General features: G+C 65.6%; 19 protein-coding genes and 1 pseudogene. 7 read left to right on the forward strand and 13 right to left on the reverse strand.

Annotated elements, in window-relative coordinates:
* The 4 genes from pgm to mgtA all read left to right on the forward strand — a co-directional run bounded on the left by pgm (position 1) and on the right by mgtA (position 7,094).
* A complete protein-coding gene (pgm, locus tag AXW84_RS11445) occupies positions 1-1,674 on the forward strand; it encodes a phosphoglucomutase (alpha-D-glucose-1,6-bisphosphate-dependent) (RefSeq protein WP_068232985.1) in 1,674 nt (557 codons plus the stop codon).
* Positions 1,671-3,581 (forward strand): alpha-glucan family phosphorylase, encoded by a 1,911-nt coding sequence (glgP, locus tag AXW84_RS11450; RefSeq protein WP_236943310.1) that lies wholly within the window; start codon positions 1,671-1,673, stop codon positions 3,579-3,581. The genes pgm and glgP overlap by 4 nt, the downstream gene beginning before the upstream one ends.
* Positions 3,582-3,671: 90 nt before the next feature.
* Positions 3,672-4,214 carry a hypothetical protein gene (locus AXW84_RS25845; protein ID WP_236943311.1) on the forward strand — a complete coding sequence of 181 codons (543 nt, stop codon included), beginning with the start codon at positions 3,672-3,674 and terminating at the stop codon, positions 4,212-4,214.
* Positions 4,215-4,544: 330 nt separating this feature from the next.
* Positions 4,545-7,094, forward strand: a complete 2,550-nt coding sequence (gene mgtA, locus AXW84_RS11455) for a magnesium-translocating P-type ATPase (protein ID WP_068232988.1) — start codon at positions 4,545-4,547, stop codon at positions 7,092-7,094.
* Between the two features lie 277 nt (positions 7,095-7,371).
* Here mgtA and AXW84_RS11460 read toward each other — a convergent pair whose 3' ends face one another.
* Entirely contained in the window at positions 7,372-7,803 is a 432-nt protein-coding gene (locus tag AXW84_RS11460) for a PepSY-like domain-containing protein (RefSeq protein WP_068232990.1), read from the reverse strand.
* A gap of 206 nt (positions 7,804-8,009) precedes the next feature.
* Here AXW84_RS11460 and AXW84_RS11465 point away from each other — a divergent pair, with 206 nt between their 5' ends.
* The 3 genes and pseudogenes from AXW84_RS11465 (at position 8,010) to AXW84_RS25850 (ending at position 10,877) form a co-directional block, all read left to right on the forward strand.
* A complete protein-coding gene (locus tag AXW84_RS11465) occupies positions 8,010-8,846 on the forward strand; it encodes a DUF6544 family protein (protein ID WP_068232993.1) in 837 nt (278 codons plus the stop codon).
* Between the two features lie 122 nt (positions 8,847-8,968).
* On the forward strand, positions 8,969-9,949 hold the full coding sequence (locus AXW84_RS11470) for an aldo/keto reductase (RefSeq protein WP_068232997.1): 981 nt from the start codon (positions 8,969-8,971) through the stop codon (positions 9,947-9,949).
* Positions 9,950-10,113: 164 nt separating this feature from the next.
* Positions 10,114-10,877: pseudogene (locus AXW84_RS25850) on the forward strand (IS5 family transposase).
* A 13-nt stretch (positions 10,878-10,890) separates the two neighbouring features.
* Here AXW84_RS25850 and AXW84_RS11485 read toward each other — a convergent pair.
* From AXW84_RS11485 to AXW84_RS11540, 12 genes are all read right to left on the reverse strand, one after another.
* Positions 10,891-11,250 (reverse strand): NADPH-dependent F420 reductase, encoded by a 360-nt coding sequence (locus AXW84_RS11485; protein WP_204248445.1) that lies wholly within the window; start codon positions 11,248-11,250, stop codon positions 10,891-10,893.
* Between the two features lie 194 nt (positions 11,251-11,444).
* Positions 11,445-13,970 (reverse strand): cation-translocating P-type ATPase, encoded by a 2,526-nt coding sequence (locus AXW84_RS11490; protein WP_082773845.1) that lies wholly within the window; start codon positions 13,968-13,970, stop codon positions 11,445-11,447.
* Between the two features lie 44 nt (positions 13,971-14,014).
* Positions 14,015-14,656 (reverse strand): bestrophin family ion channel, encoded by a 642-nt coding sequence (locus tag AXW84_RS11495; RefSeq protein ID WP_068233003.1) that lies wholly within the window; start codon positions 14,654-14,656, stop codon positions 14,015-14,017.
* 51 nt (positions 14,657-14,707) lie between these two features.
* Complete coding sequence (locus tag AXW84_RS23985) at positions 14,708-14,920, reverse strand: hypothetical protein (protein ID WP_068233007.1); 213 nt, start codon at positions 14,918-14,920, stop codon at positions 14,708-14,710.
* Positions 14,921-14,952: 32 nt separating this feature from the next.
* A complete protein-coding gene (locus AXW84_RS11505) occupies positions 14,953-15,348 on the reverse strand; it encodes a hypothetical protein (protein ID WP_068233010.1) in 396 nt (131 codons plus the stop codon).
* Positions 15,349-15,438: 90 nt separating this feature from the next.
* Positions 15,439-16,821 (reverse strand): NAD-dependent succinate-semialdehyde dehydrogenase, encoded by a 1,383-nt coding sequence (locus tag AXW84_RS11510; protein ID WP_068233013.1) that lies wholly within the window; start codon positions 16,819-16,821, stop codon positions 15,439-15,441.
* Between the two features lie 111 nt (positions 16,822-16,932).
* Positions 16,933-17,559: an NAD(P)-dependent oxidoreductase gene (locus AXW84_RS11515; RefSeq protein ID WP_068233015.1), complete on the reverse strand. Its 627-nt coding sequence runs from the start codon at positions 17,557-17,559 to the stop codon at positions 16,933-16,935.
* A gap of 67 nt (positions 17,560-17,626) precedes the next feature.
* Positions 17,627-18,244, reverse strand: a complete 618-nt coding sequence (locus AXW84_RS11520) for a BON domain-containing protein (RefSeq protein ID WP_068233018.1) — start codon at positions 18,242-18,244, stop codon at positions 17,627-17,629.
* Between the two features lie 6 nt (positions 18,245-18,250).
* Positions 18,251-19,054: a BON domain-containing protein gene (locus tag AXW84_RS11525; protein WP_068233021.1), complete on the reverse strand. Its 804-nt coding sequence runs from the start codon at positions 19,052-19,054 to the stop codon at positions 18,251-18,253.
* A gap of 153 nt (positions 19,055-19,207) precedes the next feature.
* Positions 19,208-20,335, reverse strand: coding sequence for an Acg family FMN-binding oxidoreductase (locus tag AXW84_RS11530; RefSeq protein ID WP_068233024.1), 1,128 nt, complete (start codon positions 20,333-20,335; stop codon positions 19,208-19,210).
* A 14-nt stretch (positions 20,336-20,349) separates the two neighbouring features.
* Positions 20,350-20,538 carry a hypothetical protein gene (locus AXW84_RS24875; protein ID WP_068233027.1) on the reverse strand — a complete coding sequence of 63 codons (189 nt, stop codon included), beginning with the start codon at positions 20,536-20,538 and terminating at the stop codon, positions 20,350-20,352.
* Positions 20,539-20,595: 57 nt separating this feature from the next.
* On the reverse strand, positions 20,596-21,522 hold the full coding sequence (locus AXW84_RS11540) for a universal stress protein (RefSeq protein WP_068233030.1): 927 nt from the start codon (positions 21,520-21,522) through the stop codon (positions 20,596-20,598).
* Positions 21,523-21,542 lie beyond the last annotated feature (20 nt).

A 21,542-nucleotide genomic window follows, 5' to 3' on the forward strand; every position in this document is an offset into this window, starting at 1 on the left:
ATGAAAATCAGTCCTTTGGCCGGCAGGCCGGCCCCGCCCGAAATCCTGGTCAACGTGCCCCAACTCGTCGCGGCCTACTACACCGACGCGCCCGACCCCGCCGTGGCGGCCCAGCGGGTGGTTTTTGGCACGTCGGGCCACCGGGGCTCGTCGCTGACCCGCTCGTTTAATGAGGCCCACATCCTGGCCATTACCCAGAGCATTTGCCTGTACCGGCAGGCGCATCACATTGACGGGCCGCTGTTTATGGGCAAGGACACCCACGCCCTGTCGGAGCCGGCGCTGGATACCGCCCTGGAGGTGCTGGCCGCCAACGGGGTGACGGTCATGCTGGCTGCCGCCGACGAGTACACGCCCACGCCGGTGATTTCGCACGCCATCGTGGGGTATAATCAGGGCAGGAAAAGCGGCCGGGCCGATGGCATTGTGATAACGCCCTCGCACAATCCGCCCCACGACGGCGGCTTCAAGTACAACCCGCCCCAGGGCGGCGGGGCCGCCACGGCCGTCACGCAGTGGATTGAGGCCAAAGCCAACGAATTGCTAACTAACGGCCTGCACGACGTGAAGCGCGTGACCCTGGAAAAAGCCCGGCGGGCGGCCACCACGCGGCGGCACGACTACCTCCACACCTATGTGGCCGACCTGGGCAACGTGCTGGATATGGACCTCATCCGCAGTAGCAACCTGCGCCTCGGGGTGGACCCGCTGGGCGGGGCGGGGGTGCACTATTGGGAACCTATTGCGGAGCTCTATAAGCTCAACCTCACGGTGGTGAATACGGCGGTGGACCCCACCTTTCGGTTCGTGCCCGTGGACTGGGACGGGCAGATTCGGATGGACCCATCCTCGGCCTACGCCATGCAGGGGCTGCTGGGGCGCAAGGACGACTTCGACCTCGCCTTTGCCTGCGATACCGACCACGACCGGCACGGCATCGTGACGCCCGGCCACGGCCTGCTGCCGCCCAACCACTACCTGGCTGTAGCCGCCGACTACCTCTCGCAGCACCGGCCCGAATGGGGCCCCGCGGCGGCGGTGGGCAAATCGGTGGTCACCACCCAACTGCTCGACCGGGTGGCGGCCCGCCGGGGCCAGCCGCTGTTCGAAACGCCGGTGGGTTTCAAGTGGTTTGCCGAGGGCTTGCTCGCCGGCTCGGTGGGTTTTGCCGGCGAGGAAAGCGCCGGGGCCAGCTTTCTGCGGCGCAACGGCCGGGTCTGGACCACCGACAAGGACGGGTTCATTCCCGCGCTGCTGGCCGCCGAAATCACGGCCCGCCTGGGCCAGGACCCTGGCGAACTCTACCAGCGCCTGACCCGCGAGCTGGGCGAGCCAGTGGCCGACCGCGTGGAAGCCCCGGCCACGCCCGCGCAGCAAAAACAGCTGGCCGCCCTGACCGCCCAGCAGGTAACGGGCACCGACCTGGCCGGCGAGCCGATAACCGCCATCCTGACCGAGGCACCCGGCAACCACGCGCCCATCGGCGGGCTGAAAGTGACGACCCAAAACGGCTGGTTTGCCGCCCGGCCTTCGGGCACGGAGGCCATCTATAAGATTTACGCCGAGAGCTTTCTGGGGCAGGAACACCTCGCCAAAATTCTCGCGCAGGCCCAGGAAATGGTGGACACCGCCCTGGCTTCTCCTACCCCTCCTCCTAAGCCCCCGGCCGCATGAATACCGACGACCTGAACTACACCCGCTACCACGGCTTTCTGCCCGCCGAAATCGCCGGCCTCGACACGCTAACGGAGCTGGCCCTGGACCTGCAATGGTCGTGGAACCACGCCGCCGACACGCTCTGGCAGCAGCTCGACGCGGAGCTGTGGGACCGCACCCACAACCCCTGGGTGGTGCTGCAAACGGCCTCGCGCGAAATCCTGGAGCAGCACCTCGCCGACCCGGCTTTTCAGGCCCAGATGGCCGGCCTGCTGGCCCATAAGCAAGAGGATGCCGCCGGCCCCAAGTGGTTTCAGGCCCAGTACCCGGCGTCGCCGCTCACCTGCGTGGCGTATTTCAGCATGGAGTACATGCTGAGCGAGGCGCTGCCGATTTATGTGGGCGGGCTGGGCAACGTGGCGGGCGACCAGCTCGAAGCGGCCAGCGACCTGGGCGTACCCGTGGTGGCGGTTGGCCTGCTCTATCAGCAGGGCTATTTCCGGCAGGAGATTGACCGCCAGGGGGCCCAGCAGGCCCTGTTTCCGTATAATGACCCCGGCCAGCTGCCCATCACGCCGCTGCGGCTGCCCAACGGCAAGTGGCTGCGGCTACCGATTACCCTTTCGGGCTTCCCGGTGTGGCTGCGCACCTGGCAGGTGCGGGTGGGCAGCGTGACGCTGTATTTGCTCGACAGCAACGACGCGGCCAACCTGCCGGTGCACCGGGGCATCACGGCCGAGCTGTACGGCGGGGGCATGGAGCTGCGCATTCAGCAGGAAATCATCCTCGGCATCGGCGGCTGGAAATTGCTGCAAGCCCTCCATATTCAGCCCGACGTGTGCCACCTCAACGAGGGCCACGCGGCCTTCGTGGTGCTGGAGCGGGCCCGCGCGCTGAGGCAGGAAACTGGCCTTTCCTTCGAGGCCGCGCTGGCCGTGACGCGCCCCGGCAACCTGTTCACCACCCACACGGCCGTGGCGGCGGGCTTCGACCACTTCAGCCCGGCGCTGATGGGCCAGTTCCTGGGCGACTACGCCCGGCAGGAGTTGGGTATTGAGTTTGAGGCGCTGATGGCCCTGGGCCGGCAAAGCCCCAGCAACCCAAACGAGAGCTTCAACATGGCGTTTCTGGCCATCCGGGGCGGCGGGGCCGTGAACGGCGTGAGCCGCCTGCACGGCGCGGTGAGCCGGCAGTTGTTCGGAACCCTGTTTCCGCGCTGGCCTACCGAGGAGGTGCCCGTGGGCCAAGTCACCAACGGCGTGCACATGCCCAGCTGGGACGCCGAAGCCGCCGACGCCCTCTGGACCACCGCCTGCGGCAAGGACCGGTGGCGCGGCGGCCTCGATGCGCTGGCCGAAAACATTCTCCAGGTAGCGGACGAAAACCTGTGGCAGCTGCGCACCAGCTGCCGTCAGGCGCTGGTGGCCTATACCCGCGCCCGGCTGGCCCGGCAATTCACCGTGGCGGGCTACCCGCCCGGGCTGGTCGATATTGCCAGCAAAGTCTTTGATGAGAATACGTTAACTATCGGCTTCGCCCGCCGCTTCGTGGCCTACAAGCGGCCCAACTTATTGCTGCGCGACCCCGAGCGGTTCATCCGCCTGCTTACCAACCGCGCGCAGCCCGTGCAACTGGTGCTGGCTGGCAAGGCCCCGCCCTTCGACGAAGGCGGCAAGGCCCTGATTCAGCAGTGGATGCAGTTCATCGCGCAGCACAACCTGTACCAGCACGTGGTATTTCTGAGCGACTACGACCTGCTACTGGCCGAGCACCTGGTGCAGGGCGTAGATGTGTGGCTGAACACCCCCCGCCGCCCCTGGGAAGCCTGCGGCACCAGCGGCATGAAGGTGCTGGTGAACGGCGGCCTCAATCTCTCAGAGCTGGATGGCTGGTGGGCCGAGGCCTACACCCCCGCCGTGGGCTAGGCGCTGGGCGACGAGCAGGAGCACGGCGACGACCCCGCCTGGGACGCCGCCGAGGCCGACGCCCTCTACACCCTGCTCGAAACCCAGGTGGTGCCCGAGTTCTACCAGCGCGACGCCCGCGGCATCCCCGCCCGCTGGGTCGAGCGGATGCGCCAGAGCATGGCCACCCTTACCCCCCAGTTCTCAGCCAACCGCACCGTACGCGAGTACACCGAAAGCTACTACCTACCCGCTGCCACCCGCTACGCCCAGCGCGCCGCCAACCAGGGCGCGGCCGGCGCGGCCATTGTGGATTTGCGCCAAAAAATTGGTGCTGAATGGGATAAACTAGGTTTTGGCGAAGCAAAAACGGAAGTCGTCGCCAACGGCTACCTGTTTCACGTGCCGGTGAGGCTGGGCGCGCTTGCCCCCGACCAAGTGCTGGTGGAGCTGTACGCCAATGGCCTTGCCGGCGCAGTGGCCCTGCGCATTCCGCTGGTGCCGGACGCGGCTGGCAGCGCCGAGGGCACTTACCACTACCAAGCCCTGGTGACGACTACCCGGCCCGCCGGTGATTTCACGGCCCGCCTCTTACCCCAATACGAGGACATCGCTGTGCCGCTGGAAGACCACCGGATTCTGTGGCAGCGCTGAGATGACCCGCGCTGGTTTACACGCCTTTCGCACTTGCTTTTTCACGGGCAGCTAGCCCCATTGACCCCTTTTTATGCAAGCCCCTGCCCCTCCGGCCGTGCTGGCAACCGCCGGCCAACTACCTCAACAGGTAAAGCTCAATAAGCTGGCTATAAGCGCGGCGGTGCTGGGAGCCCTGGCAGTCGGGGCGCTGGCCATTGGGCACCCTGGCCGGCGGGCAGCTGCGCCTGAACCGGAGTACCATTCGCCGGCTGCATATTGGCCGGCTGGAAGTGGACCAGCTAATTGTACCCCCGCAGCGGCCACTCGCGCGCAGCTAGCCGTTCCCTCATGAAACCCCTCCCTATCCCCGGCCCGACGGCCGATGCGCTGGCCACCTACTGGGCCCTGCCCGCGGCCGAAGTGCTGGCCCGGCTACGCACCACGGCCACCGGCCTCACCACGGCCGAGGCGGCGGCGCGCCGGACGCTTTCGGGGTCCAACCTGCTGAAGGTCAAGGAAGAAACCACGGACGCGGGGCTGTTCCTGCGGCAGTTCAGCAGCCCCATTTCGTGGCTGCTGATGGGGGCGGCGGGGCTGTCGTTTTTCCTGCACGACGCGCCAGATGCACTCATTATCCTGGTCATTATCCTGGCCGGGGGGCTGCTGGGTTTTTGGCAGGAGCGGGGCGCTTCGCAGGCCATGAAGCAGCTGCTGGTGCTGCTGGTGGCCCGCACTACCACTTGGCGCGACGGCACCGCCCAGGAGCTGCCCGACGAACAGCTGGTGCCTGGCGACGCGCTGGCCCTGCGCGCCGGTGACGTAGTGCCCGCCGACTGCTACCTGCTCACGGCCAACGAGTTGTTCATCAACGAGGCCACCCTCACCGGCGAAACCTTTCCGGTCGATAAAGCGCCGGGGGCCCTGGCGGCGACTACCCTGCTGGCCCAGCGCCGCAATACCCTGTTTATGGGGGCCAACGTAGTGAGCGGCAGCGGCACGGCCGTGGTGGTGCGCACGGGCCCCGGCACCGAGCTGGGCCGCATCGCGGCGCGCCTGCGCACGGCCCCGCCCGAAACCGACTTCGAGCAGGGCATCCGCCGCTTCGGCTACCTGCTCATGCAGCTGACGCTGGTGCTGGTGCTGCTCATTTTTGCCGCCAACGTGCTGCTGCACAAGCCAGTGCTCAACTCGCTGCTGTTTTCGCTGGCCATTGCCGTGGGCCTCACGCCGCAGCTGCTGCCGGCCATCATCAGCCTCAACCTGGCGCGGGGCGCCCGCCGCATGGCGGCAAAACAAGTGCTGGTAAAACGGCTCGCGTCGATTGAGAACTTCGGCACCATGAACGTGCTGTGCGCCGACAAAACCGGCACCCTCACCGACGGTACCGTGCGCCTCGACCGCATTATCGACGTGCACGGGCAGCCCTCGGCGCGGGCCGGGCGGCTGGCCAAGGTCAATGCTACCTTGCAGCAGGGTTTCCGCAACCCCATCGACGTGGCCATCGGGTCGGCCGTGCCCGATGACGTGGCGGCCTACCCCCGCGTGGACGAGATTCCCTACGATTTCCTACGCAAGCGCCTCACGCTCCTGACCGAGGAGGCTGGCCAGCCCCTGCTCGTGACCAAGGGCGCGCTGCAAAACATCCTGGAAGTCTGCACCCTGGTGGATGCGGGCGGCCCTGCCCCCGCGCCGCTGGCCGACTACCGGGCCGCTATTCAGCAGACCTACGAGGCGCTGAGCGCCCAGGGCCTGCGCACGCTGGGGCTGGCCACGAAGGACGCCGGCGGCCGGCGGGACATCACCAAGGCCGACGAGGTGGGGATGACGTTTCTGGGCTTTATCTGCCTGGCCGACACGCCCAAGGCGGGCATCCAGGCCACGCTGGCCGAGTTGCGGGGCCTGGGTACTCAGCTCAAGATGATAACCGGCGACAACGTGCTGGTGGCTACTGCGGTGGCCAAAGCCGTGGGCATCGACACGCCGGAGGTGCTCACGGGCGCGGCCCTGCGCGAGCTCAGCGCCGAGGCCCTGCGCAGCAAGGTGAGCACGGCCCACGTCTTCGCCGAAATCGAGCCCAACCAAAAGGAAGGTATTGTGCTGGCCCTCAAGCGGCGCGGCTTCGTGGTGGGCTACCTCGGCGACGGCATCAACGACGCCAGCGCCCTCCACGCGGCCGATGTGGGCATCTCGGTGGAGTCGGCCGTGAACGTGGCCAAGGAATCGGCCGACATCGTGCTGCTCAAGCAGGATTTGAACGTGCTCCTCGACGGGGTGCGCGAGGGCCGGCGCACGTTTACCAACACCCTGAAATACATTTTCATGGCTACCAGCGCCAACTTCGGCAACATGTTCAGCATGGCCGGGGCTTCGCTGTTTTTGCCCTTCCTGCCCCTGCTGCCGGTGCAGATTCTGCTCACCAACCTGCTAACCGACCTGCCAGCCACGGCCCTCGCCGCCGACAACGTGGAGCCCGCCGCCCTGGCCCATCCCACCCGCTGGGACTTGCCTTTCCTGCGCCGGTTCATGCTCACGTTCGGGCTGCTCAGCTCGGTATTCGACTACCTCAGCTTCGGGCTGCTGCGCTGGGGCTTCGGGGCCCCGGCGGCGCTGTTTCAAACGGGCTGGTTCGTGGAGTCGGTGCTCTCGGCCACGGTTATTGTGCTGGTGGTGCGCACCCGGCGGCCCTTCTACCGCAGCCGGCCGGGCCGGGGGTTGGTGGCGGCCACGGCCCTGGTGGCCGGGCTGGTGCTGGCGCTGCCGGCCACGCCGCTGGGGCGGGTATTTGGCTTTGTGCCCCTGCCGCTGGCGCTCTACGCGGCTATCCTGGGCATCGTGAGCGGCTATGTGCTGGCGGCCGAGGGCTTGAAGCGCTGGTTTTACCGGGCTTATCCTCAGTAGAAGTTACGCTTCCAACAGGCTTTACTGTTATGAGATTTGCGCGGGTGCCGATAAGGCCGAGCAGGTAGCGGGTGGGTAGAAGCAAGTTGTTCTTGCCGGCGAAGGCAGGTAGTGTGGACCAGGTAATTACCAGCCAGCGCTCCCTGCCGGCTCCCCTAACCCAGCTTCTCGCACTGGTCTCCAGCCGGCCCTCATCGTCAGGCGCAAGGTTCTGCGCTAAAAAGTAAAAAGGGCCGGACGTTGGTACGCCTGGCCCTTCCTACAAGATATTGCAGCACTATTTTTTGGCCAGCGTACCGTTTTCATTAAACAGCACGTCGTGCTTTTTACCGGCCTTCGACAATTCAGCTTCGTAAGTGGTCGCCCCGGTGGCCGAAACAATCGTGGCGGCTTCCGTCACCTTGTAGGTTTTGTAGTCACGGGCTAGCGTGGCCCGCACGGCCGCGGGCAGCCTAGTGGCCGCCATGTCGGTTTCCTTTTCGACCAGTTCCCCGGCCGGGTTTATCAGCGCCGACATCGTGGCACCCTTCATCGTGAAGGCGGCTTCGTAGTTGCCATGTTCTTTTTCCCAAGTGTTGGTGGTTACCGTGGGATATTGGGCCTTAAACGTCGCCTTGACGACGGCGGGCACCTGCGCGGCTTTCAGCATCTGGGCTTGGGCTCCGAACGTGAGTAGAGCCAATGCGGCCAATAGGAGGGTCTTTTTCATGGTTTTAAGGGGTAAGGAAATTAGGTCCCGGAATAGGGGTAAAAAGTGCTAGTAGATAGGGCGTCCCATCAAAAGCAAGCCAAAATTCGGGCTGCTGCCTTGCCAAACCCATGACAAACAGCCCTCTCCTTGCGTGACTTTTGTCATGCCCAGGCCGGTGGCTTTTAATTAATTTCACTGCTTGCCATTCCCCTAACCTGCCTACCATGTTGAATAAAAAATTAGCTTGGCCACTGATAGCGACGGCGGGCGGCGGGGTGGCGTTGGGCTTGCTCTACCCCCTGCGGCAGCGGGCCGCCCGCCGCTTGCGCCGCGATGCAACCTGGCTGTTCGCCCAGGCCGCCGATGCGCCGGGCCAGACGTACCACGAAGCACAGCTGGCCGGGCTGCCTGCACCGGTGCAGCGTTACTTTCGCCACGTACTACGCGAGGGGCAGCCCTACTTGCGTGGGCTGCGGCTGCGGCACGGCGGCCAGTTTAAAACGGACCTGAAAAAGGACTGGCTAGCCATCGAAGGCCAGCAGTACGTGACGGCCGACCCGGCGGGCTTCATTTGGCAGGGCACCACGCGTTGGTTCCGCGTCCGCGATGAGTACGTAGCCGGGCGCGGGAGCCTATTGGTGCGGCTGCTCGGGGCCGTGCAGGTTGTAAGTGGCAGCGGGCCGCACTACGATGAGGGCGAGTTACTGCGCTGGCTGGTCGAAAGCCCCTGGCTGCCTACCAACCTGCTGCCAAGTTCGCGCGTTGCCTGGACGGCTGTAGACGACCGTTCCGCCCGGCTTACGTTCAGCCAAGGGGGGCAGTCGGTGGCTTGCCTCATGGGCTTCAACGAGCAGGATGAAATAGCCACGTCCGAAACCCAGCGCTATATTGACGAAACCACGCGGGTGCCCTGGGTGTGCAGCTACGCGCAGTACCGGCGGTGGCATGGCATGCTTATCCCCACCGATTGCGAAGCCAGCTACGTGGTCGACGGGCAGCGCCAGCCCTACGCGCACTTTGTCGTGCAAGAGCTGGACTATGAGCCATTGCGGCCTTTTTGATGTGGCAAGTTTAGGTCGTCTTATGCCTCTACCCTGCCCCTAGCTTTATCTGCGTTGCTCCTCGTAAAAGACCAGCCCTCGGCCTGTCCTTGGCGGGGTGCTGGTCTTTACGAACAACCAATGTGAAAAAACGCAAACTGGGGCCCGCCGGCCTCGAAGTATCGGCCCCGGGGCTGGGCTGCATGGGCCTGAGCCACGGCTACGGCCCGGCCACCGACGTGGCCGAGGCCACCCGGCTCATCCGGGCGGCCGTAGATTTGGGCGTCACCTTTTTTGACACCGCCGAGGCCTACGGCGAGGCCAACGAGCGGCTGGTGGGTACGGCCCTGGCCCCAGTCCGCGACCAGGTGGTCATCGCCACCAAGTTCGGCTTCAAGGAAGGCGCTCCGGCGCAGGGCCTCGACAGCCGACCGGCGCGCATCCGGCTGGTGGCCGAGCAGTCGCTCCGGCGCCTGGGCACCGACCGCATCGACCTGTTTTACCAGCACCGGGTAGACCCCAGCGTGCCGATGGAGGACGTGGCCGGCGCGGTGCGGGACCTGATTCGAGAGGGCAAAGTGAAATACTTCGGCCTCTCGGGGGCCGGGCCGGACGCCATTCGCCGGGCGCACGCCGTGCAACCGGTATCGGCTTTGCAAAGCGAGTACTCGCTGTGGTGGCGCGAGCCCGAGCAAAGCATGTTGCCCACGCTCAAGGCGCTCGGCATTGGTTTTGTGCCGTTCAGCCCGCTGGGCCGGGGCTTCCTCACCGGAGCCATCACCGCCGACTCGACCTTTGGCAGCGGCGACATTCGCAGCTCCCTACCCTGCTTCGAGGCCGAAGCCCGCCAGGCCAACCTGGCTCTGCTCGACTTCATCAAGCAGCTGGCCGAGCGCAAGCAGGCCACCCCGGCCCAGATTGCCCTGGCCTGGCTGCTGGCCCAAAAGCCTTGGATTGCGCCCATCCCCGGCACCACTAAGCTGGACCGCCTGCAAGAAAACGTGGGCGCGGCCAAGGTCGCGCTCACGCCCGATGATTTGCGGCAGCTGGAGCAAGCCATCAGCCAAGTAGCGATTCAGGGCGAGCGCTATAGCGCGCAGATGCAGCAGGCGATTAATCGGTAGAGCTTGGCCGTTAGCACGGCCAAGCACCCAAACCAAAAGAGCCGCGGGAGTTACCGCGGCTCTTTTGGTTTAAAACTCTACTAGCTAGTGGCTAAGCCACTACAGCAGCACCTATTTCAGCTTGACGACCTAGAGCGTGAGGACATTTATCTTTGCTGAAAAGGATGAAAAAATTTGCCCATCGCTATGCTGTCACGGACCGGCAGTGGGCGGTCATTGCGCCCCTACTGTCGGGCAAGGAAACAGACCGGGGCGTGACAGCACAGGACAATCGGGGGTTTTTCAACGCAGTGCTGTGGATTTTGCGTACTGGCGCACCGTGGGCCGATTTGCCCGAACGCTTCGGCAAGTTCAATTCTGTCTGCCGGCGTTTCCGACGTCTGGCCCAAAAAGGCGTGTGGGAGGCCGTGTTTGAGGCGCTGAAAGAACCGGACCTGGACTGGGTCATGCTCGATTCGACCATCCTGCGGGCCCACCAACACGCGGCGGGCCAAAAAAAAGCGACCCTGAAACCGAGTGCCTGGGCCGCAGCCGGGGCGGCATGAGCACCAAAATCCACGCCTGCACCGATGCGTTGGGCAACGCCATACGGCGCGTGGCGACGGGTGGGCAAGCCGGCGGCTGCCCGCAGGCCATTGGCTTGCTCGACGGCCTCTCGCCGGGCCAGGTTATCGCCGACACGAGCTACGATAGCGACGAAAACCGGGCCTATTGCGCCAAAAACAATATTGAGGTCGTCATTCCGAACCGACCGAATCGCACCGACCCTGCCCCCTTTGACGAAGAACAGCATGAGGACCGCAATAAAATCGAACGGTTCTTCAATCGAATGAAACGCTACCGCCGCCTGGCCACCCGCTACGAAAAAACAGCCGGGTCTTTCCTAGGGTTCTGGTATATAGCCGCAGCTTTGGATTGGTTGCGCTAAATGTCCTCACGCTCTAGGACGCCATTTGCTTTTCCTGCTCGGCGTGGTTGCCCAGGAATTGCTGGTGCGGGGCCTCCGTGCGCTCGGTGCCCAGGCTGGCCAAGTTCTCGCGCAGCTTGTCGGCCGGGAAGCCGGCGCCGTAGCACGGGGTGCCGGGCTGCTGGCGCCACGACTGGTGCAGGGTGCCGTCGTCCACGGCGTCGAAGCCCATTTCCTCGACCAGGGCCCTCACTTGTCGCTTGGTGGCGGCCTCGTCGCCGGTTGCGGGCAGCGAAATGCGGTCGGGCGTACCGGTAGGCTGACCCTTTTTTTCGAGGTGGTCGGCGTAGCTGCTGTTGAATACCTTCACCACCGGGCGGCCCAGGTACTGCACTGGCCCCTTACGGTGTCGCCATCGTCGGTAATGTGAGCGTTTTCGTTCAGCCCGGCCATCAGGGTGTTTTTCGGCTGGTAACCGGCCCGCAAGGCGGCCAACATGAACCCAATTGATGCGTTGCATTATGAATGAACCGGGCGCTACGCGGCGCCAGCTCATGCGTGACGCGTCAAACCGCGTCACCACTTCGGCTAGCCCTTACCGGCCAGCTTTGCGCGCACGGCTTTATACACCTCCACCCACCCTACCCCCACCAGGGCGGCCAGCGCGCACCAGCCCAGGGCCCCCAGCGGCACGGGAGCAAAACCAAACAGCCGCTGCGCCGCCGGCACGAACTGCGTGACCAGCAGCAGGGCCAGCGTGAGGCCGAGCATCAGCCAGAGCAGGCGATTGGGCACGCGCAGGGTCTGGAATATCGACTGCGTGAACGAGCGGTTGACCAGCGTGAGGCCGATGTTGCTAAGCACCAGCGTGGCGAAGGTTAGTGTGCGGACCACCGGCATGGCCTCGCCCTGCTGCATAAAGTAGTAGTACACGCCCAGCACGGCCGCCGCGATGCCCAGCCCCTGCGCCAGGCTGCGGCCCAGCTCGGCCCCGGCCAAAAAAGTGCTGGTGAGCGGGCGCGGGGGCTGGCGCATCTGACCGGCCTCGGCGGGCTCGTTTTCGAAAGCGATGGAGCAGGTGGGCCCCATCACCAGCTCCAGGAAAATGATGTGCACGGGCGTAAACAGGTTCTCCCACTTCCAATTGGCCAGCAGCGGCACGGCCACCGTGAGCACAATTGGGATGTGGATGGAGACGACGTAGAACACCGCTTTTTTGAAGTTCTGGTAGATGCGTCGGCCCTGGGCGATGGCCGTGACCATGCCACCCAGGTCGTCGTCCACGAGCACCAGGGAGGCAGCCTGGCGGGCCACTTCAGTGCCGCGCCGGCCCATAGCTATGCCGATATGCGCGGCCTTAAGGGCGGGGCCGTCGTTCACGCCGTCGCCGGTCATGGCCACCACCTCGCCGATGGCTTTCAATGCCTCCACCACTTTCAGCTTGGCCTCGGGAAACATGCGGGCGAATACCGCCGTGCGGGCCACCTGCTGCCGGAGCGCAGCGGCGGGCAAGTCCATGACCCGCTGGCCGGTGAGCAGCGTGTCGGCCCCCGGCAGGCCCACCTGGCGGGCAATGGCCTGGGCCGTTTCGGGGAAGTCGCCGGTTATCATCTTCACCTGAATGCCCGCCTCGGTGAAGGCCCGGATGACGGCCGCCGCGTTGGCCTTGGGCGGGTTTTCGAGGGCAATTAAGCCCAGAAATTCCCAGGCAAAATCGTCCTGCGCGGCCGGGAAATCGGGGCCCGGCTGGGTGCCGCGCGCCACGCCCAGCACCCGGTAGCCCTGCGCGGATAATTCCTGCGCCACGCGCCTGATTTCGGCAACCACTGGGGGGGTAGGGCGGCACACAGCCAGCACGTGCTCGACCGCGCCCTTAGCGGCAATGAGCGGCTGGCCGGCTACCTGGCGCACGTGCGTCATCATGGGCGGGGTGCCGGCCAGGGGGTACTCGTGCAGCATGGGAGCGGGCGCGGCGACCTGGTCGGCGGCCGCGAAGGCGGCCACGATGGCCTTTTCCATGGGGTCGAAGGGCTCGGTTTCGCTGGCGTAGCGGGCGTAGGCCAGCACCGGGGCAGCGGTGGCCGACAGCGGGCCGGGCACGGCCACGAGGGCGGCCGTGGCCCCATCGTAGAGCTGCCGGACCACCATACCTTCCTCGGTGAGGGTGCCGGTTTTGTCGGTGCAGATGACGGTGGCCGAGCCCAGGCTTTCCACAGTTTGGGGCTGCTTGGTGAGCACGCCCAGCCGGCTCAGCCGGGCCGCGCCCAGGGCCATGAAGGAGCTGAACGCCACCGGAATTTCCTCGGGCAAAATCGACATGGCCAGTGTGAGGCCAAAGAGCAGGGCCGTGACCCAGTCGCCCGACTTGGCATAATTCACCCCCCACACCAGCGCAAATGCCCCGAGTCCCACCCAGGCCATGCGGGCCACAAACTGCGTCACCTGGCGCTGCAAGGGCGTTTTTTCGGTGGCAATGGCCGCCATGCGCTGCCCAATCAAACCCAGCTTGGTTTGCCCACCCACGGCCGTGAGCGTGAGCCAGGCGCTGCCCGAGGCCGTGCTGGTGCCGCCAAACACGGCGTCGCCCACGGTCTTGGCCACCGGCACGGCCTCGCCGGTGAGGATGGCCTCGTCGGCCGAAAAGTCGTTGGCCTCGGCTACGATGCCATCGGCAGGCAGGCGGCTGCCTTCGGCCACGCGCACGGTGTCACCCACCACCAGGTCCGCGACCGGCACGGTGGCTGGGGCCCCGTTGCGCCGCACCTGGGCCTGGGGCTGGGTGAGGTCGCGCAGGGCCCCGAGGGCCGCGTCGCTGCGCCGCGCCTGGTACACCGAAATGCCGGCCACCACCAGTAGCGCTGCGCCCAGCGTGAGGGCCTCCGCCCCCTCGCTCAGCGCTACGTACACCCCGCAGGCCACGAGCAGCAACAGAAACATGGGCTCGGTCACGACATCTTTCAGGGTGGCCAGCAGGCCGGTGGGAGCGTTGTCGGGCAGCACGTTGCGGCCGTGCGCGGCGCGGGCGGCGGCCACGGCGGCAGTGGTGAGGCCGGGCGCGGGAATAGCTATTGCTTCGGGCAAGGCGCTTGGGGCGGGTAGGGTACTGGTAGGCATGGGCGGTAGAAAAAGAAAAGCAGCGGGCGGCGTAGTCCGTCGCTTCACATCAGATAGAAAGCTTCGGCCGCGAGCGGCGCGGGCACCTGCACCTCGCCCAACAATTGCCGCAGGTTGATTTCGACGGTGCGGGCCAGGGCCGTGACGGGCGTGTCGGTGGGCGCGTGGCGGAAGGGGTCTTGCAGCTCGCGGGCGGTGCGCTCCAGCAGAAAGAAGGTGGATGCCGTGGTCAACAGCACCGGGATTTCCCAGAGGCCGATGGTTTGGACCAGGCCCAGCGAGAGGATAAGTAAGAAGAGGTAGATGAAGAAGTGTATCAGTCGCCGGTAGCTGGCCGGAAACACCGTACTTTTGATTCGTTCGGCTTGGCCCAGGGCATCGCAGAGGCGCACCAGCGTGGCATCGAGCTGCACTTGCTGGAAGGAATTGAGCGCGCCTCGCTGGTACAGTTCTTTAACCTGGGCGGTGTGCAGCGCTAGCAGGGCAAGTGGCTTATTGGCTTGCGAGTGGGTATAAAGCAGTTCTTTTTCAGGTAGGTAGCTGGCTAGCGTAGCGGCGGGGTCGAGGCCACGCAGCGTTTCGCCCAGGCAGTAGCACCAGGCTATCTGGCGGTAGGCGAGCGCCCGCAGGGGCGCGGCCGGGGCGGCTAGCACCTCTTCCGGCACGAAGCCGGCGGCCTGGAGCACCAGCGTGCGCGAGTCGTTGACGATGGCGCCCCAGATTTTGCGGGCTTCCCATCAGCGCTCGTAGGATTGGTTGGTTTTGAAGGCCAGCAGCAGCGAAATCAGGCTGCCCAAAATGGTGGGCAGCTGCAACGGCACGGGCGGCAGGTAGGCCCCCAGGGCCAGCTTCAGAAAGTGGAAGAAGCTGGAAATCAGCAGTACCCGCACTACATCGGGCCAGATGCCCCGGAAGATGTAGTGGGCGGGCAACTTGGTATCGAGCAGCATGAGGGGGGTAGGCGAAAACGGCAAAAGCTGGCCTAAGCGGCCAGCAGCATCTGGCGGGCGGCGGCCTCGGAGTCGAAGCCCATCAGCTGGCCGTCGTGCACCCGCGCCAGCACGAGCTCGGTGGCCAGGTGGCCGAAGAAGTCTTCCGCAAACACGACGGCGTGCCGCAGCAGCCCGGCCTGGTGAGCGCGCGGGTACCAGTCGGTGGCCATCCAGGTGGCCAGCTCGTCCCACATCAGGTGCGATTCGCGGCGGTCGTCGAGCAGGCGGTGGCAGTGCAGGGGCGGCAGTTCCAGCAGGATTTGCTCGTAGCCGGCCTGGGTGGTGGCCAGGGTTTGGGCGGGGCCCCAGCGGGCGTGCAGGATATCGTCCACCACATCGTAGTCCAGAACGAGCGCGGCAGATTCGGATAAAATCCGGTGGTGCATAAGAAAAACGGGAAAACCGGCTAGCCAGATGGCTAGCCGGCAAGCTGATTGTTAGTGCAGTAGCCCCAGCAGCGAGGGTAGGCGCACCGGCTAAAACGGGTCGGTGAGGGCGCTCACGCGGATGAGCTTTTTATTCACAAACTCCTCGATGCCAAGCGCCGCCAGCTCGCGGCCGTAGCCTGAGCCCTTGGTGCCGCCAAACGGCAGGTCGGCCTGCGTCCAGGTGGGGTGGTTGATGAAGACCATGCCCGTGTCGAGCTGGTCGGCCACACGCTGGCCGCGCGACACGTCTTGGGTGAAGACCGAGCCGCCCAGCCCAAACGGTGAGTCATTGGCCAGTACGATGGCCGCTGCCTCGTCGGCCACCCGGCAGAAAGCCGCCACCGGCCCAAACAGCTCTTCATAGTACACGGGCATGGCCGACGTGAGCCCGCCCAGAATAGTAGGCTCAATGAAGGCGCCCGGCCCGGCCACCCGGTGGCCGCCCAGCAGCACCTGCGCGCCGTCGTGCACGGCGCGCTGCACCTGCTCGGCCAGCTGCGCGGCGGCGACTTCGCTGCTCATCGGTCCCAGTTCGGTGGCCGGGTCCATGGGGTCGCCCACCTTCAGCTGGCCGAGCTGGACTTTGAATTTTTGCAGGAACTCGTCGGCCACCGCTTCCACCACGATGAAGCGCTTGGCGGCCACGCAGCACTCGCCGTTGTTGTTGGTGCGGCCCACCACGGCCCAGCGCACCGCCTGGTCAATATCGGCATCTTCGAGCACGATAAAGGCGTCGCTGCCGCCCAGCTCCAGCACCGATTTTTTCAGGTTTTTGCCGGCCTCGGCGGCCACGCTGGCCCCGGCGGCCTCGCTGCCCGTGAGCGAAACGCCCTTGATGCGCGGGTCGCCGACCAGCGCCGAGGCCCGCGCCCCGCTCAGCAGCAGGTTGGTGTAAAGGCCCGCCGCCCCGCCGGCTTCGTGGAATATCCGCTCGATGGCAATGGCGCACTGCGGCACGTTAGAAGCGTGCTTCACCAGCACCACGTTGCCAATCATGAGGTTAGGCGCGGCGAAGCGGGCCACCTGGTAAAAGGGAAAATTCCAGGGCTCGACCCCTAGCAGCACGCCCACCGGGCTGGGCCGCACCACCGCTGAGCCAAACGCGGGGCTCAGTGTTTCGTCGGCCAGAAACTCGGCCCCGTGGCTGGCATAGTAGTCAAAAATATCAGCGCTCAGACTGATTTCGCCTTCCGCCTGCGCCAGCAGCTTGCCCATTTCCAGAGTGATGAGGGTGGCCAAAGCCCGTTTTTGCGCTCGCAGCCCGTCGGCTACCCGGTGCAGCAGGGCGGCCCGGTGGGGGTAGGCGGTTGTTTTCCAGGCGTCGAAGGCCGTGGCCGCCTGGGCCACGGCAGCATCGATAGCCGGGTCCGTCATTTCCTCAAATGAGCAGACGACCTGGTTGGTGGCGGAGTTGATGGTTTGAATGGCCATAAAAATTTGGGTGGTTTGCTAGCGGCTTACCCTGTGCGAAGTGCCTTTTTTGGCAAAGCTTTCGGAGAGGCAAAGAATACAGCTGCGAGAAAGCGTACAGCCAGTGTTGGCTTAGCTATTGGCGATGGTGACGGCTCGGTGGAGGTGCTCGTCCGTGGTCAGCTGGGCCACCATGAAGGCCGCCAGGTCGGCGCGGGTAATCTGATGGGCATTTTCCCCCGTCTCGGCCTCAAAGACCCGCACCTGACCCGTGGCGGGGGCGTCGGTGAGAATGGCGGGACGCAAAATCACCCAGTCCAGCCCGCTCGTTTCGACCGCGTCTTCCATCGCCGTTTTGTCCTGGTCGGCGCCGCGCAAAAAAGTCGCGACCAGCAAGCGCTCATAAATGGGCGCGTTCGCCGAGCTCTCGCCCACGCCCAGCATGGACGTGACCACGAGCCGGCGCACCCCGTGGCGCTGCATGGCCGCGATAATGGTGTGGGCGGCGCTCGATTCAAGGGTCGTGGCCTTGTAGGGCGTTTTGCCACCAATCGTGTCCAGCACCGCGTCCTGGCCCAGTACGGCGGCGTCCATTGCGGCGCTATTGGCCGCGTCCCCTTCGACGACGCGCACGTTCGCAGGACCTTGGTATTCAGCTGCGTGGCGCACAAAGGCCGTGACCTGTTGACCCGCGGCCACTGCTTGCTCCACTACTGCGCGCCCGGTTTTGCCGGCGGCTCCGATGACTAGCACGTTCATATTTTTATGGTGTTTCGATAGATTCTTCGGGCGGATTATCCGCCCGAAGCACAACCTGACTACCCGCCTACAGCCCGTGGTCGAAATCGATGAGCAGGTCGTTGTCCACGAAGCGCGCCCCGGCGTCGTAGGCGTCGTAGCCAGCCGTGTCGCGGTCGAGCCAGGTAGCGACGGTGCCGGTGAGGATGGCGCGGCCTTTTTCAACCAGCACTTCTATGTTTTGGTTGTGCAGACTAGCCGACCAGAAATAGCGGTTGCGGATGCGCGCGGCCAGGGCAAAGTCGGGGTTGGGGCGCGGCCGGGCGGAGGTTTGGTAAGCCTCAAAATCGGGGCTGCCGGGCACGCTCACCCAGTTGTCCAGCTCGGCCATGCCATTGACGCTGGCGGCCACGTTGCCGGCCTGCATCTGCTCGAAGTGGCTGCTCACCTGCCCGTAGAGCTGGGCCTTGCCGTTGCGCACATACACGCTGAAGTCGCACAGGCCCACGTAAGGGTCGCGGGCCAGCGCCTCGCGGATGGTCTGGCCGATGTGCAGGTCGGGAATAAAGCGATTGGTGCGCACTTTCAGCAGGTTGTGCACGTCCCACACGCCCACGATTTGGCGGGCGTCGCGCTCAGCCTCCTGCTTGGCGCGCAGGTTGGATACCGCGCCGCTCAGCGTGACCACGCCGTTGCGAACCGCCACCAGCGGCTAGTATGATAGCACCCGCGGGTCGTAGCGGAAGGCATCGCGCACGGCCTGCGCAATGTCGGCATCGGAGCGGGCGGCCAGCTTGTCGCGCCGCAGCTCGTGGCCTAGGGCCCAGTAGGCTACCTCCAAGTCGCGGGCGTCGACGCGGGTGGCGCCGGCCTGGTAGGCCGTGGCTTCTACGTGAGTTTTTTCGGCCGCCGTGCCCACCGTGCCGCTCAGGTGCACCACGCGGTCGGTGGTGCGCACTTCGACCAGGGCGCTGTTCACCCGAATGTCCCAGGCCAGCAGCTCGCGGATTTGGGTGCTGATTTCTTCGTCCGAATTCTCAATTTTACCCCACTGCACCAGTAAGTTGTCGAACACCAGGCGGCGCACCCCGCGCACGCCCCGGCCCACGCGCAGCACCAGCTCTTTCTCGGCCCACGTTTGCACGGTGCCGGTAAGGGTAAGCACCCCATCCGCGGCGGCGGCCTGCACCGGGTAGTAAGTGGTGGCGGGGTCGTCGGCCAGGGCCTGCGTTACGAGACGCTGCAGCTCCTCGTCGGGCACGTCGGGCGTGCTGATGAGCAGCTCATTGACTACCCCGCGCACGCCGCGCAGGTTCAGGGCAATTTCCTCGGCCCGCTCCCGCGAGAGTAGGTTATCGGTAATGCCGGTCAGCAGCACGATGCCCTCGAGGGTCACCACGTCAATCAGGTGCGCGGCCACCCCTTTTTTGGTCAGGAAGAACAGCTCGATGGCGGCCGTGATGTCGGCATCGGCCACGTGCTCAATGGTCTGTTCGAAAGTTTCGAGGGTTTGCATGGTGCTAACTGGAAGGGAAGAGAAATTCAGGGGCTTGACGCCGCCCGCAACCAGCGGGAAGGTGCCAGCAAAATTCACCGGTGCCTCCCGCCCTTATCCTGACGATAATCTTTGGAAAAGATGACGTTTGTCAAGCCGCACTCCTCCCCCACCCTAGGCCCGCACAAACCACTCAACCGGCCGGCGCGGGGTCACGGGCGCGGCGTAGCTTTCGACGTAGCCCAGGCGCAGCACGAACTGCACGGGCGCGCCCAAGCCCAGGCGCTGACCCAAGCCGGCGGGGCCGGGCGCTTCCTCCAACACTTGTGTCATGGGGTGAATAGCGATATTCAACCCCCTAGCCCGCAGCCAGATGCGTGCCAGGCGCCGGCCGGTTTCCAGCAGCGCGGGCACCGACTCGTCGGGGCTGGTGAGCACGAGCCAGCCGCCGTGCGTGGCCAGTTGGTCGGCCGCCATCGCCAGGCCCTGCGCCCGGAAAGCGGGCGTGAGCACGCGGGCGCTGTCGTAGAAGTGCCGCACCAGCCAGCCGGCCGGCCCTGTGATGCCCATGCCGCTGGCGGTGAGCCCGTCGCGGTGGCGCTGCACGGCCGCGCTGCCCCAGCGCATCCAGTGGGCCAGTTCATGCTGGGCGGGGTCATGGGCAGTCTGGTCCCGGTTGGCGGCCAGCGTGGCAGCCGTGAGGTAAGTGCCCGGCTCGGAGGCAGGGGGTAGGAAGTGGCAGTGCGCGGCTTCCTCGCTGGTCAGCTGCTGCACATCGGCGGGCCGGATGGGTACCGACGAAAAACCCGTGCGCAGGGTGCGCCGGCCCAGCAGCGCCGTGAGGTCGGGGTAGGCCGGGCCGGGCCGGCGTTCGAGTACGACGTCCAGCACCTCAGGGGACTGGCAGGTGGTGGCGAGTATCTGCCAGCGGCACTGGTAGCCAAAGTGGGCGGCGGCATATTCCAGGCTTTGAGCAAAAGCGCCCAGCGAGAGCATGGTTTCGCGCTGAGTAGAATCTACCACGGGTAGCCAGCCGCGCGGGTCGTTGCCGATAATCCAGTGGTAGGGGCCCAGCAGGCGCACCGTCCAGGGCTGGGTGTTGTGGCCGCTAGGCGCCAGCGAAGCCAGGTATAACATCCGGCGCGCATCGGCGGGCAGCTGGGCCGAGGAGAGCGGACTAGCGGGCGCATCTGCCTGACGCTGGGCCGTGCGGGCGGCGGCCTGGTCCCAGGCGTAATAGCCCAGCAGGCCGGTGCCAGCAGCTGCCGTAGCGGCTACTGGTAAAAAGTGGCGACGGTTCATTTTCAGGGGGTGGCTTACAGCGCGGTTTGCTCGTGGCTCAGGTCGTAGATATCGCCGCCGTCGGCGCGGTGGTCGGGCGCGGGCGGCGTGGGGGCGGTGGGCGGGTGGCCGTAGTCGCCGTACTCGGGCGTGCCCTCGTGGGCTTTGGTAGCCAGCTCAGGGGTAGCGGGTGGGGTGGCAAGGGGGGCAGGCTTCTTTTTCATGACCAAAGGGGGAAAGGCAAGGGAGCAAATGGAAGGGTAGCAAAAAGCCTGGTTCCTTCAAGAAGCCGGACTCAACCCATTGAGCACCAAGCTGGCGTATTGGGCGGCGGTGGCAGTGCGGCCGGTCGGGTCGGTAGCGGGCGCTTCGGTGACGGTGGGCAACACGAGTATCGGCACGGGGCAATGGTCCAACAAGCGGGCTGTTACGCTGTGGTGAAACAGGTCGCCGAGGTAGCTGCGCGGCCGGGCAATGACTATTACCAAGTCGGCCTGAGTGTCGGCCACGGCAGCTAGCAGGCCCGCGCCGTAGTTGTGGTTTTCGTAGCCGCGCAACTCGGGCGCGGCAGCCCCGGTCAGTAGGCCGCTGGCCTGCACGGCGCGCATGGCCAGCGCACAGCCTTCGTCGTCTTCTCCTCCACTAGATATGTGGGACACGAAGTGCTGCGTACCGGGTAGCGTCAGCAGAGGCCCCAGCGCCTGGGCTGCCGGCGTTAGCGCAAATTCTTCCCGGTCGGCCGCTAGTAGAATGCGGCGCGGCAGCTGCCCGGCCTCGGTGGGGCTGGCCGGGGGTAGCACCAGCAGCGGGTAGCCCCCGGTACGCAGCAGCTCGGCGCACGCCTCGGCCAGGCTAGCGGGGGCGGAGTGGGAAGGGTCGGGCTGGCCGAGCACGAACAGCACCGGGCGGTACCGCGCCACCAGGTCGTAGGCTACGCTGGGCAGCAGGTCGGTGGCGACTTCCACGGTAGCGGGGGCGTGCAGGCCGGCCGCCAGCTGGCCCAGCAGCGTCGCCGTGTCAGATTGGCGGCTCAGCTCCTGGCGGTGGTAGCCCTCGGCTATCAGGTCGTAGGGGTCAAACAGCGAGGCGCGGTTGATGTGCAGTAGCACCAGCCGTCCGCCCACGGCGTAGGCCAGCGCATCGGCGTAGGCCACCGCGTGGCGAGCTTCGGGGTAAAAGCTGGCGAAAATTACGAACGTGAGGGACATAGCGAGAGAGGAAAAGAGGG

It is taken from the genome of Hymenobacter sp. PAMC 26628 (assembly GCF_001562275.1).
Lineage (GTDB): Bacteria > Bacteroidota > Bacteroidia > Cytophagales > Hymenobacteraceae > Hymenobacter.

Excerpts from the sequence above, each read along its gene's own strand:
- pgm (WP_068232985.1), top strand. The coding sequence starts at position 1 with ATGAAAATCAGTCCTTTGGCCGGCAGGCCGGCCCCGCCCGAAATCCTG.
- glgP (WP_236943310.1), top strand. The coding sequence starts at position 1,671 with ATGAATACCGACGACCTGAACTACACCCGCTACCACGGCTTTCTGCCC.
- mgtA (WP_068232988.1), top strand. The coding sequence starts at position 4,545 with ATGAAACCCCTCCCTATCCCCGGCCCGACGGCCGATGCGCTGGCCACC.
- AXW84_RS11460 (WP_068232990.1), bottom strand. The coding sequence starts at position 7,803 with ATGAAAAAGACCCTCCTATTGGCCGCATTGGCTCTACTCACGTTCGGA.
- AXW84_RS11465 (WP_068232993.1), top strand. The coding sequence starts at position 8,010 with ATGTTGAATAAAAAATTAGCTTGGCCACTGATAGCGACGGCGGGCGGC.
- AXW84_RS11490 (WP_082773845.1), bottom strand. The coding sequence starts at position 13,970 with ATGCCTACCAGTACCCTACCCGCCCCAAGCGCCTTGCCCGAAGCAATA.
- AXW84_RS23985 (WP_068233007.1), bottom strand. The coding sequence starts at position 14,920 with ATGCTGCTCGATACCAAGTTGCCCGCCCACTACATCTTCCGGGGCATC.
- AXW84_RS11505 (WP_068233010.1), bottom strand. The coding sequence starts at position 15,348 with ATGCACCACCGGATTTTATCCGAATCTGCCGCGCTCGTTCTGGACTAC.
- AXW84_RS11510 (WP_068233013.1), bottom strand. The coding sequence starts at position 16,821 with ATGGCCATTCAAACCATCAACTCCGCCACCAACCAGGTCGTCTGCTCA.
- AXW84_RS11515 (WP_068233015.1), bottom strand. The coding sequence starts at position 17,559 with ATGAACGTGCTAGTCATCGGAGCCGCCGGCAAAACCGGGCGCGCAGTA.
- AXW84_RS11525 (WP_068233021.1), bottom strand. The coding sequence starts at position 19,054 with ATGCAAACCCTCGAAACTTTCGAACAGACCATTGAGCACGTGGCCGAT.
- AXW84_RS11530 (WP_068233024.1), bottom strand. The coding sequence starts at position 20,335 with ATGAACCGTCGCCACTTTTTACCAGTAGCCGCTACGGCAGCTGCTGGC.
- AXW84_RS24875 (WP_068233027.1), bottom strand. The coding sequence starts at position 20,538 with ATGAAAAAGAAGCCTGCCCCCCTTGCCACCCCACCCGCTACCCCTGAG.
- AXW84_RS11540 (WP_068233030.1), bottom strand. The coding sequence starts at position 21,522 with ATGTCCCTCACGTTCGTAATTTTCGCCAGCTTTTACCCCGAAGCTCGC.